This window comes from Salegentibacter lacus, from assembly GCF_020164555.1.
In the GTDB taxonomy this organism is placed as follows: Bacteria; Bacteroidota; Bacteroidia; order Flavobacteriales; family Flavobacteriaceae; genus Salegentibacter; species Salegentibacter lacus.
Genome location: NZ_JAIQZB010000001.1, coordinates 38,739 through 53,714, shown reverse-complemented (window position 1 = coordinate 53,714; position 14,976 = coordinate 38,739). Strand labels below are relative to the sequence as shown.

The window sequence follows — 14,976 nt, the reverse complement described above, 5'->3', positions numbered from 1 at the left end:
TTTAAGTATATTCGCAATATGCTTTCAAAAAAGACCAAATACGGTATTAAAGCCCTGGCGTTTATCGCAAAAAGAGGTGATAAAAAACCGGTGCAAACTTCTGAAATTTCAAAAAGTGAAAATATCTCGCAAAAATTCCTTGAAAGCATACTTCTGGAATTGCGAAAATCGGGATTTTTAGGGTCTAAAAAAGGTAAAGGCGGTGGCTATTATTTAATTAAAGAACCGGAAGATATCCTAATGACTTCAGTAATTCGGGTGTTGGAAGGTCCTATTGCGATGGTACCTTGTGTAAGCCTAAATTATTACGAAAAGTGTGACGATTGCCCCAGTGAAGAAGCCTGTTCTGTTCATAGTTTGATGATTCAGGTTAGAGATAGTACATTAAAAGTGCTGGGTGATAATACTTTAGCTGATATTTCTGCGAAAAAATAAGAATTCAAAAATTAAATGTTAAATACTGAAATTTAGGCCTTTAATAATTGGTCTGATAAAAAAACAAAGTTACTTTTGTTTTATAACCTACTAATCCGATAGGTTAATAGAATTTAAAGAAAAAGTAGTATGATACTGGATCAGGTAAAATCTAAAACCACTTATAAAAAAGACAGGACTTCAGAAAAGCCCTTGCGCAGTATTTTAAAAACGGTGAGTTGGAGAATTGTAGGAACCATAGATACGATAGTTATTTCCTGGGTTCTTACAGGGGAGATCGAAACCGCACTTGCAATTGGGTCCGTAGAATTAGTAACTAAGATGATCTTATATTTTGGCCACGAGCGGCTTTGGAATATGATCAGTTTTGGGAAAGAGTAAACTACCTCGGATTAAACTCACGAGGCATTGATGAAGAACATTGTTTAGTTTTCGAGGCAAGCATAGGAGCATTTAAATCTCGATTATCGAGTAAAAATATATTTCAGAAAGTATATAAAGTATAGTTAGGTTCGGAAAAGGGCCAGAAAATTTGTAAAAGATGAAACGGTACAGCGAAAAAGAATTAAAGATCCTCAACCAGCAGTTTAAAGGAATTACGCCGGCAGAGATTGTGCAATGGGTAATATCAAACTCGGCCAGGCCGGTGATTACCACTAATTTTAGACCTTATGAAGCTGCAATTTTACACGCGGTTTCAGAGATTGACCCGGTAATAAAAGTAATTTGGTGCGATACCGGTTACAATACGCCGCAAACTTACAAGCACGCGAAACAGGTGATAGACCAGTTATCGCTTAATGTAAAACTTTACACACCAAAGCAAACAGCGGCCTATCGTGATGCGCTTTTTGGCGGAATCCCGGATATTAATAATCCGCAGCACGAAGAGTTTACCAAACAGGTAAAACTGGAGCCTTTTCTGCGGGCTATGCGCCAGCAAAATCCTGATGTTTGGTTTACGAATCTTCGAAAAGGCCAGACTAGTTTTAGGGATAGTATAGATATTTTAAGCTATAGCAAAGACGGAATTTTAAAAGTAAGTCCGTTTTACCATTGGAGTGACGAAAAACTGGATGCTTATTTAGAGCAACACGAATTGCCCAATGAGTTTAAATATTTTGATCCCACTAAAGTTTTGGAAAACCGTGAATGTGGCCTTCACGCTTAATAAATTCAAATGAAAAAAGAGCAAAAATATACTGTGATGTACCGTTCACTAATGTGTATTCTCTGCACTTAAAAGAAGCTTTTTATAAAAATTATAAAAGGTCCTTTTAAATGAAATTCAAAAAGGACTTTTTTATTAAATACCTGTTGTTCAGGTTTCAACTTAAAAATTATCCATAATGCAAAGTTTTAGAACCGAAATAGAGAACCCAATTGTAGAGCAAGACATCCTTGATTTAGAAAAGAAAATCAGGTTGTTTCGTGAGGGAAAAGCAGATGAAGAGAAATTCCGAAGCCTGCGTTTAGCACGTGGAGTTTACGGGCAACGACAGGCGGGAGTACAAATGGTTCGAATAAAACTGCCATTTGGAAAAGTAACTTCAGAACAACTGCACAGAATAGCCGATGTTTCAGATGAATATTCCAAAGGGCGTTTGCATATCACTACGCGCCAGGATATCCAGATTCACCACGTGAGTTTAGACAGAACGCCGGAACTTTGGGCACAGCTGGAAAAAGATGATATTACTTTGCGTGAGGCTTGCGGAAATACGGTAAGAAACGTAACCGCTTCGCCAACTGCGGGAATTGATGTAAACGAACCTTTTGATGTTTCGCCCTATGCGCACGGAACTTTTCAGTTTTTCCTCCGGAACCCGATTTGCCAGGAAATGGGAAGGAAATTTAAAATTTCTTTCTCTTCTTCAGATGAGGATACTGCGCTGAGTTACATTCACGATCTTGGTTTTATCGCAAAATTGAAAGACGGAAAACGCGGCTTCAAAGTGATGCTTGGCGGCGGACTCGGTTCTCAGCCAAGACACGCCGATGAACTTTATGATTTTCTTCCTGCCGAAGAATTGCTACCGCTGATAGAAGGTGTTCTAAGAGTTTTTGATCGTTACGGCGAACGTGCAAAACGCTTAAAAGCAAGGATGAAATTTCTTGTAAAAGATATAGGAAAAGAGGCTTTTATGGAACTCGTAGCCGAACAAAATACGGCGCTTTCAAAAAACCATCCGAAATTTGAAGTTGAAAAATTTGAAACTGCACCGTCACTTCAGGAGGTTGAGGTTCCTGCAGTAACAATAGAGGACCAGAAAGATTTTGAAACCTGGAAAAGTACTAATGTACTTCCGCAGAAACAGGAAGGCTTATTTGCGGTTGGAATTCGTGTTCCGCTAGGAGATTTTTATACCGGTGGCGCCAGGAAACTGGCAGATTTAGTTAAAAAATACGCCGGGAATGAGATCAGGCTGAGTTTAAGACAGGATATTTTAATTCGCCACGTGCGGGAAGAATTTTTACCATTTTTCTATTCAGAATTAAAAAAGCTGGATTATGCTGAAAACGGTTATGATAAAACAGTAGACATCACCGCCTGCCCGGGAACGGATACCTGTAACCTGGGGATTGCCAGTAGTACCGGGATTGCCGATGTGCTGGAAGATGTTTTAAAAGAAGAATATCCGCAATTTATAAACGGGAAAGATATTACTATAAAAATAAGTGGTTGTATGAACGCCTGTGGGCAGCATAATATGGCCGAGATCGGTTTCCAGGGAATGTCGGTTAAAGTTGGCAAAACTGTGGCACCGGCACTTCAGGTATTATTGGGCGGCGGAACCCTTGGAGATGGCCAGGGCCGATTTGCCGATAAAGTGGTAAAAGTGCCTAGTAAACGTGGGCCAGAAGCTTTACGCTTTTTGCTAAACGATTTTGAAGCAAATGCGAATACTGAAGAAAAATTTGCAGCATATTACGATCGCCAGGGAAAAACTTATTTCTACGATCTATTAAAAGAACTGGCCGATACTTCAAACCTAACAGCGAACGAATTTGTAGACTGGGGCCACGAAGAACCTTATATAAAAGCAGTTGGTGTGGGTGAATGTGCCGGAGTGGTAATAGACCTTATCGCTACACTTTTATTTGAAAGTGAAGAAAAGATCGACAATGCAAAAAGCGCTTTAGAAAGAAAAGCCTGGGCAGATAGTATTTATCATTCCTATACATCAATCGTGAATTCTGCTAAGGCATTATTGCTTGCTGAGGATGTAAAGACCAACACCCAGGCTGGGATTATTTCTCAGTTTGACGAGTTGTTTGTAGATACCAAAAAAATTGAGTTATCGACTTCTTTTAAAGAATTCGTTTACCAAATGAATGAGCACGAGCCGACTGAAGCTTTTGCCAATAAATATTTAGAAGACGCGCATTTATTCTTAAAAAGAGTAGATGCATTTAGAACGAAGGAGGTGCAAAATGTATAATTCACCAAAATTAAGCGTGGTTGGCGCCGGGCCGGGAGATCCGGAACTAATCACCATAAAGGCTTTAAATACTTTAAAAGACGCGAAAGTAGTGCTCTTTGATGCGCTAATCAACCGTGATCTTTTAGAATATGCACCGCAAGCCGAGCATATTTTTGTAGGAAAACGAAAAGATAAGCACCGCTATTCGCAGGATGAAATTAACGAGCTTATCGTCAAATATGCCCTGGAAAGAGGCCACGTGGTACGATTAAAAGGTGGCGATCCATTTATCTTCGGAAGGGGATCTGAAGAGATTAATTATGCCAAAAGCAAAGGTTTGGAAACGGCTGTGGTTTCAGGAATTACTTCCTCAATAGCAGTTCCGGCAAATGTTGGGATTCCGCTAACTCAACGGGGAACTTCTGAAAGTTTTTGGGTGATTACCGGGACAACTACGCAAAAGAAACTTTCTGAAGATGTTCGCCTGGCAGCACAATCTACCGCAACAGTGGTGATTTTAATGGGAATGGCGAAACTCGCTGAAATTGTAGAAATTTTTAGCCACTACGGAAAAGAAAATATTCCGGTAGGGATTATTCAAAATGGAACTACAGCTAATGAGCAATCGGGCTTTGGAACCATTAAAAGTATTGAAAAAGTAGTTGCTGAAAAACAATTAACCGCTCCTGCCATTATCGTAATCGGGGAAGTAGTTCGCGAAAGCGGACAGCTTAAAGCGGTGTTTAAAAATGTCAAGGAATACGAATTTCGAAATTCCCCAATTTTAGACTAGGCTATGGAAGAAAGAAACGAATTATACCCGGTCTTTTTAAAGGTCAATAAGCTAAATATCCTGGTCGTTGGAGGCGGACAGGTGGGACACGAAAAATTGCATTTCCTGTTTAAATCTAGTCCGAATGCCAATGTAGAAATTGTGGCGAAATGGTTTTTGCCTGAAACAGAAGAACTGGCAAAAAAACACGGGGCCAAATTAACCAAAGGCAGGTATAGAAGAAAATACCTAAAAAACCGTCATTTTGTAGTCGCGGCGACCAACGATGCGAAATTGAACAAACGGGTGTACAAACATGCCAAAAAGCGGTATTTACTGGCCAACATAGCCGATACCCCGGAACTCTGTGATTTCTATATGGGTGGAATTGTAAACAAAGGTCACGTGAAAATAGCGATTTCCACGAACGGGAAATCGCCTACAGCGGCAAAGCGTTTACGCCAGTTTTTTGAGGAAGTAATTCCTGAAGACGTGAACCAAATGGTAGAAAACCTGAATGAATACCGAAGCACTATAAAGGGCGATTTTGAAGCCAAAGTAGAGCAAATGAATTCTATAACCGAATCTTTAAAAGTTAAAAACAAGAGTGATGATTAAGACAGATATCCTGATAATTGGGGCCGGCCCAACCGGTTTGTTTACCGTTTTTGAAGCGGGATTACTAAAGTTAAAAACCCATTTAATAGACGCGCTGCCGCAACCCGGCGGGCAATGTTCTGAGATATATCCTAAAAAACCCATTTATGATATTCCGGCATTTCCAGAGATTTTAGCGGGAGATTTGGTTGGAAACCTCATGGAGCAAATAAAACCTTTTGAACCAGGCTTCACTTTGGGCGAACGCGCCGAAACTTTGGAAAAACTGGACGATGGTACTTTTATAGTGACCACCAATAAAGGAACAAAACACCACGCACCGGTGGTAGCAATTGCCGGCGGATTGGGTTCTTTTGAACCCAGAAAACCCCCAATTGCTAATATTACAGATTTTGAAGATAAGGGCGTTTCTTATTTTATTAAAGATCCGGAAGTTTACCGTGATAAAAAAGTGGTGATTGCCGGGGGTGGCGATTCAGCTTTAGACTGGGCCATTTACCTGGCCGATGTTGCTGCTGAAGTTGCCCTGGTACACCGTAGGGCTGAATTCCGTGGGGCATTAGATTCTGTGGAAAGAGTTTCAGAATTGGCAAAACTCGGTAAGATCGAGATGATCACCAATGCCGAGGTGGTTGGCCTGAGAGGTGAAGATCAATTGGAGCAGGTGGTGATTCGACATAAAGATGAAGCCCGCGGAGAGGAATTTAAAGATGTAGATGAATTTATCCCGCTTTTCGGATTGTCGCCTAAACTGGGACCAATTGGAAGCTGGGGACTGGAAATAGAAAAAAACGCGATTAAAGTTGATAATTCTTACGATTATCAAACCAACATTCCCGGGGTTTATGCCATTGGCGATGTAAATACCTACAAAGGAAAGTTGAAATTGATCCTTTCCGGTTTTCACGAAGCGGCTATTATGTGTCAAAGTGCCTATCAGCGAATTTTTCCTGATAAAAAATATGTGCTTAAATATACTACCGTTGGTGGTGTAAACGGATTTGATGGTAGTAAAAAAGAAGCCAAAAAAGAAGTGGTACAGAGTATTGGCGTTTAATTGTCATTTATCTCCGAGGGGAATTAATTAGAATAAAATACCAAAGTTTTAAAGCTTATTAAGCACCCCTCCTTTTTAAGGAGGGGTGGCCGATAGGCCGGGGTGGTTGAACTTTTTTCTGAATGCTAGCTTTTCTTCACAAAAGGAGGAGTTTTTTTTAACTAAATAATTTTATCTCTAATCACTTCTGGGAGTTAGATCAAAAACTCTTGCTTTTTTATATTTCATTATCCATAAATAGGGAACTAATACAAAAAGACCTCCTATTAACGGACCAACTGCTATTTCTTCATTCTTTGAAAATGTGGTATTATATGTTTTATAACCTTCCTTTTCAATTCTTACTTGATTTGTACTACCTACAATTTTTGTGTCTCTATGTTTGTAAGGAGTAGTTCCAACATTCTCCCCATTAACGTAAATCTTGGCATTTGAGGGAGAAGAATCAATTATTGTTGAGCTAGCGCAACTTGAAAATAATAAAATGGAGGCTAGTGTAAAAGTATATAGGTTTCTTAATTTCATTTTCGATAAGTTAAAAAAAAACGGATCAAACTATTTAGTTCAATCCGTTTTATAAACTAAATTGTAATTTATTTAAATTCTACAATATCTGCTGTAACAAAGCATTTTGTAGTAGCAACTATACCCAAGAAATTTGAATATTTAAAGTTTACTGTTGTATTCGCTAACGTCTGCCCATCCTCTAGTGTGTAGTTTTCGAGCATTTTTTGTTTTGCTTCATCTACAATGGCTTCTCTATTCATACCTCCAATTCCAAGAACATATGTTGCTTGAGACATTCCCTGGAGATCTTTCTTTACATAGGTGTAGTTATTTGAGCTCAATGCAGCTGAATTGTTCATATACCCGGTAAGGCCTGCAGCGCAACTTGAAAATAAAACTGTAATACACAAAATAAAGGAAATACGAAGTAATAATTTTTTCATAAGATTTAATTAATTGATTAATACTTTTTAGTAAAATCAAATTAAAAGAGATTTTATTGATTAACCTTACGGTTTTCCGTAATGACAGCAGGATTTTGAAAAAAATGTTAACCAAAGTTGCGGTTATCGAAAGTTGAAGTAAGGATACGGACTTGTCGGCTTAATCATTTTTAACTGGTTTCTAAAATTACACTTTTTCGGAAATAACAGTTAATTGCGATGAGCCGTTGTTGTTTGAAGTTTTAATACCAACCATCTTCCTCGATATCATATTCAACTTCTACCATTCTATAACCTTCAAAGAAATCATATTCCATTTTTACTTTTGGACGAATCTGTTTTTCGTAGTCATAAAATGAAATACCATACTCTAACATTATTTCAAAAAACTCATTATTTAGGATTGAGTTTTTATCGGTAAATGAAATCCATTCCTTCGCTATGGTTTCATATATTAAAAGCCAATTCTCCCCGAAGGTGCTTGAATTTTTAATTAAGGATTCTACCTGTTTTAAACTAGGTTTTCGCCCTTCATATAGTCCTTCTTTTATTAGATGAAGACATAGAATTTTCGAAATTGAGTCTTTGCTATCAAATACTGCCTCAATTAAATTCTTTGGAGCTTTAATATGAAAAGTGATAAAAATCCATAAAGCCCAAGAAACTTCATAAGAATGGTTAAGGACCAAGTGATCTTTTATTATATCAGCTAATACATTTTTAATTTTCTTTTTTGATTGACTATCTAAATACTCTTCATAAATAAATATGATCTCAAAGATCAGATCAATTGTACTAGAGTCGATAATTAATGTTTGTAAAAGAAAAGAAAGAAAAGTATCCCAATTTTCTAATTCAACGACTGTTGTACCAGTCTTAAAGGTTTTTAAGGCGTATTTTATTACCCATGAGGAGTTTTTTTTGTTCGATTGAATAGAATTATGAAGAATTGAAAAATAATTTCTTAATTCAAATTTATCTACATTAACAAATTGAAATTTGTCAAAATCCTCTGACCAGACCTCAATATATTGAAAAGGTAATTCCTTTATACTTACTTTATTTTCATTTGTTTCTAACTGAAACTCATAAAGAACTTGTTGAATTATTTTTAAAGCATTCTCCGCGTCGCTAACGCTATTGAAATAGATGTAATAATCATCATAATATCTGGTTCCTGAATGTGTTATATTTTTTAACCTCTTATCAATTTCAAAATCAATTCTATTACCAATTACTTCTGCTAAAATATGAGAAGTATCTGGGCCTATACATAATCCTACACTTTGGCGATCATTACAATTTCTTACTAAAGTATCAATAAAGTCGGCTGATCGATAAGCTTTTGCATCAGGATTTGTTCTTAAAAGACTTTCCCATCTAGTCTGATTTGTGCTAGCAATATTGAATAGTCTCTTGGCTTTGGTTTTACCTAAAATAGCCCATGGGATTGAATGAGTATAAATTGCTGGATAAAATTGTGCGATATCTAATCTCAATTCTACTCGTTTATCAAAAGATTTTTCAATTAATTGAAATTTAAAGTTATCCCATGAAATACTTTTTGTCCTTACGGCTCTACGTGCACGAATTTCAACAGGGGTACTTTCTGAATAGTTACTGAGCTTATAGGTGCTTCTTAAAAGTTTCCAATTATCTATGATAGCTTCAGATAAATCCGAAAATTGTTTAGGATTTGGTATTCCGAGTTTTCTTCTTGAATATATTCCTTTCGCCAAACCATATATTGCAAGTTGAGAGCTGTTATATTTACCATAAGAATCATTAAATCTTCTTCTAGCTGCACTTCTACTTTCTCCGTGTTGCTTTAGTTTTTCTTCATTGATAATTTTACTCCATTTAGTATTTACGTATCTAAATTTTTCTGCAAAAATTCCGGAATGGAAAGGTGGAGGTAGTTCTTTTGGAAAATATCCTCTTTCGATTAAGCGTTTTAGGTTCATTGGGTTTATTTCCTAGATTTTTATATTAAAATTTTATACAACTCATTATATCCCCAGCTTTCCAAACGATAGCAAAGTTCGTATTCAGGATAAAAGCATTTTTATTCTAAGCTTCCTGTAAATCTATCAAAAATTCGTTAATATCGTTTACGGAAAACCCTAAACCCGGCATAAGCTTTAGAACTATAGGTTTTTTATTAAGCTTTCCCTAAATTTGTTTAAAACAAGATTATGATGAAGATCAACCTTAAAAGACTCAATAAAGATTATCATTTTGAAACCGTAAACGAGCGTGGAGACATTGTTCATTTAGACAATAAAACCGATGCCGAGCCAAAGGGTGCCAGCCCAATGGATCTTTTATTACGTGCCATTGCCGGTTGCAGCAGCATTGATATTGTAATGATTCTTAAAAAGCAACACCTGGAACTGGAGGATCTTCAGGTTGAGGTTGAAGGTTTTAGGGAAGATGGTGCGGTACCCAATGTTTTTAAGAAAATTCAGCTTAATTTTCTTTTAAAAGGTGAGGTACCGGCAGCAAAAGCAAAACGCGCGGTAGATCTATCTATGGAGAAATATTGTTCGGTTTCTAAAATGCTGGAAAAGGCAGCCGAGATCAATTATGCGATCACTTTAAATGGCGAGCTTATTAACTAGATGAAATCTTTTGAAACCAGGATAGTTAGTACCTGGAAGCCTTCGGTGTTTTTAAGGATTGTTTTTATTATTCTCCTTCTTGGAGGTAGTGCGCTCACATCGATTTTTGAGGTAGAAGAAAATTGGCTTAGAGTTACCGGTAGTATTGCTTTTATGCTGGGAATGTTTGGTGCTTTAAGTCAGTCTTTTGTTAAGCCGAAATATCGCGGTAATATTGAAATAGATGAAACCAGGGTGAAAATAGATTTAGCCAATTCCAAAAAGGAATTTTTAATTTCCGATTTACGAGAAATTGGCTTTAAATATGGAGGTTACGCCAGTTTCTGGAAGTATACTTTATACGGAAACAAAAATCATATTTATTTTACTACGCTTTCGGGTGAGAAATATAATTATGAGATCATTCTTCAGAATAAACAAAAGAAAGAAGAGCTGAAAATTTTTCTAAATGAATTAAATGCTGCTGATGCACTTGAAATAAAGAAATTCGGTAATTCTGCGTTTTAATACTATAGAAAATATGGAAATTAAAGCCTGCTTTAGGAGCATTCTTTAATTTTTAAGTATTGTTTTTTCTATTTTTCTGAAAATATAATTCTGGAAATCCTATTAAATACATAATTCATAAAAATTACTCCCGGGCCTTGCATTTAAAAGGCTGTGCCGTATATTTGCTGGTTCAAGTTCATTGTTTATAACATCGTTATCAAGAAAGGTTGAGGGAATAGACCCGTTGAAACCTTGGCAACCCTCCTGTAATGGGAGAAGGTGCTACATTCTACTTCGCTTTTGGCGCAGATAGATAACAAGAAAGAATTCTTTCCCGCTTCTTTTTTTGATAGTGATTTTAGATAAAATTATATGTCGAAATTAGAAGAACAACTTCAAAAAAATATACTCATTTTAGACGGTGCCATGGGCACGATGCTTCAGGAATACAAATTTTCTGAAGAGGACTTCCGTGGAAAACGTTTTGCAGATTGGCCGGTTTCCGTACAGGGAAATAACGACCTGTTATCTATTACCCAGCCCGAGGCAATAGCAACAATACACCGCAAATATTTTGAAGCCGGCGCCGATATTGTGGAAACCAACACTTTTTCTGCAACCACCATAGCTATGGCCGATTATAAAATGGAAGAACTGGTAGACGAACTCAATTATGAGTCGGCCAGGATTGCCAAGGAAGTCGCCGTGAAAATGACTGAAGAAAATCCTGAAAAACCGCGTTTTGTAGCTGGCGCTATTGGTCCAACCAACAAAACCGCCAGTATGAGCCCGGATGTAAACGATCCCGGTTTCAGGGCAATTTCTTTTGATCAATTGCGTGTGGCTTATAAACAACAAGCCAGGGCGCTAATAAAAGGCGGAGTGGATATTCTGCTGGTAGAAACTGTTTTTGATACTTTAAACGCTAAAGCCGCGCTTTTTGCTTTGGAGGAACTTAAGGAAGAATTGCAAATAGCTATTCCAATAATGGTAAGCGGAACCATTACCGATGCTTCCGGGCGAACCTTATCGGGGCAAACTGCTGAAGCTTTTCTTATTTCAGTATCGCATATTCCGTTGCTGAGTGTGGGATTTAACTGCGCTCTGGGCGCTGAACAATTAACACCTCATCTCGAGGTTTTAAATCGTTTTGCGAATTGTGGAGTTTCGGCTTATCCGAATGCGGGTTTACCAAATGCCTTTGGAGAATACGACCAGGATGCTGAAGAAATGGCAAGACAGATCAGGGAATATTTAGAAAAAGGACTGGTAAATATCTTGGGAGGTTGCTGCGGTACCACCCCCGAGCATATTAAAGCTATTGCACAAATTGCCAAAGATTATAATCCGCGAAAAATAGAGAAACCTGAATTTTCCACCGCTTTATGATAGAAACAGTGAAAAAAGAAAATAAACAGGAAGAAATTTCTTCGGAAAGAGAACAGCGAGAGGTGAGACCTTTAAAATTATCGGGCCTTGAACCTTTAATAATCACCCCCGACAGTAATTTTGTAAATGTTGGGGAAAGAACCAATGTGGCTGGTTCTAAAAAATTCCTGCGCTTAATTAAAGAGGAGAATTTTGAAGAAGCCCTGGAAGTCGCCAGGGACCAGGTAGACGGTGGTGCACAGATCATCGACATCAATATGGACGATGGCCTTATTGAAGGTAAAGAGGCGATGGTCAAGTTCCTAAATCTCATTGTAGCCGAACCCGATATTTCCCGGGTGCCTATTATGATAGACAGTTCAAAATGGGAGATTATTGAAGCCGGTTTGCAGGTGGTGCAGGGAAAATGCGTGGTGAATTCTATAAGCCTGAAAGAAGGCGAAGCAGAATTTATAGATCACGCTAAGAAAATAAAACGCTACGGGGCTGCAGTAATTGTTATGGCTTTTGATGAAGTGGGACAGGCCGATAATTATGACCGCCGAATTGAAATAGCGAAGCGTTCTTATGACATCCTTGTCAATAAAGTAAACTTCCCACCTGAGGACATCATATTTGACCTGAATATTTTCCCGGTAGGAACCGGAATGGACGAGCATAAACGCAATGCCATAGATTTTATTGAAGCCACGCGTTGGGTAAGAGAAAACCTTCCACATTGTAGTATTAGCGGTGGGGTAAGTAATGTTTCGTTTTCCTTCCGCGGAAATAATCCGGTTCGGGAAGCGATGCATTCGGTGTTTTTATATTATGCGATCAAGGCCGGAATGAATATCGGGATAGTAAATCCCGCGCTGCTTGAAGTTTATGATAATATCCCGAAAGATCTTTTGGAGCACGTTGAAGACGTAATCCTTGACAGGAGAGAAGATGCCACCGAGCGCCTACTTGACTTTGCCGAAACAGTGGTAGGTTCTAAAAAAGAGAGCAAAGTAGATCTTTCCTGGAGGGAAAAACCTTTGCAGGACAGGGTTACCCACGCGCTTGTAAAGGGAATAGACGCTTATATTATAGAAGATATAGAGCAGGCCCGCCAGGAAGCCGAGGAACCTATTGAAGTTATAGAAGGCCATTTAATGATAGGGATGAATGTTGTGGGTGATCTTTTTGGTAGCGGAAAGATGTTCCTTCCCCAGGTAGTTAAATCCGCGCGGGTAATGAAGAAAGCGGTAGCATACTTGTTACCTTATATTGAAGCAGCAAAAAAAGCTCCCCAACCTCCAAAAGGGGAAGAGTATTGGCAAAAGGAAGAGCCTGAACTCTTTGCCTCCATGAAGGAATTTGCCGAAAAACAACGTTATAATAATATTAGTGAAGCTGAGACCATTTTGGGGGATGCTTTAGGTAGTGGGGACTTACAGGATTATGAGTTTAAGAAACAACATATAATAGGAAGTTATATCGCCGATTTTGTGTGCCTTAAAGAAAAGCTTGTGGTAGCAATTGATGGTTTGATCCATCAATTGCCCGAAGATAAAACGAATAACGAAGAAAGAACGGCCTGGCTTAAAGAGCACGAGTTCCGAATTATTAGGTTTAAGGGCGATGATATACGTTCTGACCTGGACAGCGTTTTAAATAAAATCTCCAGAATGCTTAAAAAGGCTCCTCCCTCGAGTGCGGGAGGGGCAGGAAAAGTTTTAATGGCCACCGTAAAGGGAGATGTTCATGATATAGGAAAGAATATCGTAAGTGTGGTATTGAGCTGCAATAATTATGAAATTATAGACCTGGGCGTTATGGTGCCTTCAGAAAAAATTATCGCAACTGCTAAAGCAGAAGGCGTTGATGCTATCGGGTTAAGTGGCTTAATTACACCTTCTTTAGACGAGATGGTTTTCCTGGCCAAAGAGATGGAACGGCAGAATTTTGATGTGCCTTTGCTAATTGGCGGCGCTACAACTTCAAAAGCGCACACGGCGGTAAAAATAGATCCGCAGTACAAAAATGCGGTTGCCCACGTAAACGATGCTTCCCGTGCAGTTACTGTAATTGGTGATTTATTGCGGGAAGATACGCGCATAAAATATATGAGTGATCTTAAAGCTGAATATGATAAATTCAGGATTAATTTTAAGAAAAGGAGTAAGGTGAAATCCTTTTTACCTATAGAAGAAGCAAGAAAAAACAAGTATTCGATTAAGTGGGAAACTACTCAAATCACTAAGCCAAATAAGCCGGGAATTCAGCAGATTGATGATTTCGATTTAAAAGAACTTGAGCCTTTTATAGACTGGAGCCCGTTTTTTAGAAGCTGGGATTTACACGGAAGATATCCCGATATTTTAGAGGATAAAGTGGTAGGCGAACAGGCAACTTCTTTATTTGCCGATGCAAAAGTTTTGCTGAAAAGAATCCTTGACGAGAAATTACTAAAAGCAAAAGCGGTTTATGGGTTGTTTCCGGCGAATACGGTTAATGATGATGATATTGAAGTTGCTTATGAAGAAGATTCCGAAGAAAAAACGATTCTTTTCAGAACGCTTCGGCAGCAATTAAAAAAACACGGAGGAAAACCAAACTTTGCACTTTCCGATTTTATTGCGCCAAAAGAAACGGGAATTCAGGATTATATCGGGTGTTTTTGTGTGACAACAGGTTTTGGAACTGCAGAACTGGCCGCAAAATTTGAGGAAGATTTTGACGATTATAATTCGATTATGATAAAAGCCCTGGCCGATCGTCTCGCGGAAGCTTTTGCCGAATATTTACATAAGAAAATAAGGCGGGAAGACTGGGGATATGCTCCAGAAGAAAATTTAAGCAACGAAGAATTAATAAAAGAAACTTATAAGGGAATTCGGCCGGCACCGGGTTACCCGGCCTGTCCCGATCATTTAGAGAAACTAAGTATTTGGGAAGTTTTAAAGGTAAAAGAGCGCATAGGCGTTGAACTTACCGAAAGTTTGGCGATGTGGCCGGCAGCCAGTGTGAGCGGTTATTATTTCGCCAATCCTGAAGCACGTTATTTCGGCCTTGGAAAAATTAAAGACGACCAGGTGAGGGACTTTGCCGAAAGAAAAGGAATTCCGTTGAAAAAAGCCGAAAAATGGCTAAACCCGAATATCGCAGATTAAAACGCAATAAATAGTATAAGGTAGATTGTAAAAATGAAGCAGGAAATTACAATTTACAATCGATAGTTTACAATAAAAATTAA

The 14,976-nt window shown here is 38.2% G+C and carries 14 protein-coding genes and 1 riboswitch; of the genes, 11 read left to right on the top strand and 3 right to left on the bottom strand.

What is annotated here, in order from left to right:
- Positions 1-18 precede the first annotated feature (18 nt).
- From LB465_RS00290 to LB465_RS00260, 7 genes are all read left to right on the top strand, one after another.
- A complete protein-coding gene (locus LB465_RS00290; protein ID WP_224466191.1) occupies positions 19-435 on the top strand; it encodes an RrF2 family transcriptional regulator in 417 nt (138 codons plus the stop codon).
- Positions 436-564: 129 nt separating this feature from the next.
- Positions 565-816, top strand: a complete 252-nt coding sequence (locus LB465_RS00285) for a DUF2061 domain-containing protein (protein WP_224465830.1) — start codon at positions 565-567, stop codon at positions 814-816.
- 160 nt (positions 817-976) lie between these two features.
- A complete protein-coding gene (locus LB465_RS00280) occupies positions 977-1,606 on the top strand; it encodes a phosphoadenosine phosphosulfate reductase domain-containing protein (protein WP_224465829.1) in 630 nt (209 codons plus the stop codon).
- 178 nt (positions 1,607-1,784) lie between these two features.
- Positions 1,785-3,878, top strand: a complete 2,094-nt coding sequence (locus LB465_RS00275) for a HEPN domain-containing protein (RefSeq protein WP_224465827.1) — start codon at positions 1,785-1,787, stop codon at positions 3,876-3,878.
- Complete coding sequence (gene cobA, locus LB465_RS00270; protein WP_224465826.1) at positions 3,871-4,653, top strand: uroporphyrinogen-III C-methyltransferase; 783 nt, start codon at positions 3,871-3,873, stop codon at positions 4,651-4,653. Before LB465_RS00275 ends, cobA begins: the two co-directional genes overlap by 8 nt.
- A 3-nt stretch (positions 4,654-4,656) precedes the next feature.
- Positions 4,657-5,250 (top strand): precorrin-2 dehydrogenase/sirohydrochlorin ferrochelatase family protein, encoded by a 594-nt coding sequence (locus LB465_RS00265; protein WP_224465825.1) that lies wholly within the window; start codon positions 4,657-4,659, stop codon positions 5,248-5,250.
- Positions 5,243-6,307, top strand: coding sequence for an NAD(P)/FAD-dependent oxidoreductase (locus LB465_RS00260; RefSeq protein ID WP_224465823.1), 1,065 nt, complete (start codon positions 5,243-5,245; stop codon positions 6,305-6,307). Before LB465_RS00265 ends, LB465_RS00260 begins: the two co-directional genes overlap by 8 nt.
- Positions 6,308-6,484: 177 nt before the next feature.
- Here LB465_RS00260 and LB465_RS00255 read toward each other — a convergent pair whose 3' ends face one another.
- The 3 genes from LB465_RS00255 to LB465_RS00245 all read right to left on the bottom strand — a co-directional run bounded on the left by LB465_RS00255 (position 6,485) and on the right by LB465_RS00245 (position 9,221).
- Positions 6,485-6,832, bottom strand: a complete 348-nt coding sequence (locus LB465_RS00255; RefSeq protein ID WP_224465822.1) for a PEGA domain-containing protein — start codon at positions 6,830-6,832, stop codon at positions 6,485-6,487.
- 68 nt (positions 6,833-6,900) lie between these two features.
- On the bottom strand, positions 6,901-7,257 hold the full coding sequence (locus LB465_RS00250) for a DUF6567 family protein (RefSeq protein WP_224465821.1): 357 nt from the start codon (positions 7,255-7,257) through the stop codon (positions 6,901-6,903).
- Positions 7,258-7,499: 242 nt separating this feature from the next.
- Entirely contained in the window at positions 7,500-9,221 is a 1,722-nt protein-coding gene (locus LB465_RS00245) for an RNA-directed DNA polymerase (protein ID WP_224465820.1), read from the bottom strand.
- A gap of 231 nt (positions 9,222-9,452) precedes the next feature.
- On the opposite strand from LB465_RS00245, the gene LB465_RS00240 reads away from it, so the two are divergent.
- The 4 genes from LB465_RS00240 (at position 9,453) to LB465_RS00225 (ending at position 14,893) form a co-directional block, all read left to right on the top strand.
- Complete coding sequence (locus tag LB465_RS00240; protein ID WP_394370911.1) at positions 9,453-9,878, top strand: OsmC family protein; 426 nt, start codon at positions 9,453-9,455, stop codon at positions 9,876-9,878.
- The gene (locus tag LB465_RS00235; RefSeq protein ID WP_224465818.1) at positions 9,879-10,385 is read left to right on the top strand and encodes a hypothetical protein; all 507 of its coding nucleotides are present in this window, start codon (positions 9,879-9,881) and stop codon (positions 10,383-10,385) included.
- 193 nt (positions 10,386-10,578) lie between these two features.
- A riboswitch (SAM riboswitch) is annotated at positions 10,579-10,687 on the top strand.
- 52 nt (positions 10,688-10,739) lie between these two features.
- The gene (locus tag LB465_RS00230) at positions 10,740-11,756 is read left to right on the top strand and encodes a homocysteine S-methyltransferase family protein (RefSeq protein ID WP_224465817.1); all 1,017 of its coding nucleotides are present in this window, start codon (positions 10,740-10,742) and stop codon (positions 11,754-11,756) included.
- An 8-nt stretch (positions 11,757-11,764) separates the two neighbouring features.
- A complete protein-coding gene (locus tag LB465_RS00225) occupies positions 11,765-14,893 on the top strand; it encodes a vitamin B12 dependent-methionine synthase activation domain-containing protein (protein WP_394370910.1) in 3,129 nt (1,042 codons plus the stop codon).
- Positions 14,894-14,976 lie beyond the last annotated feature (83 nt).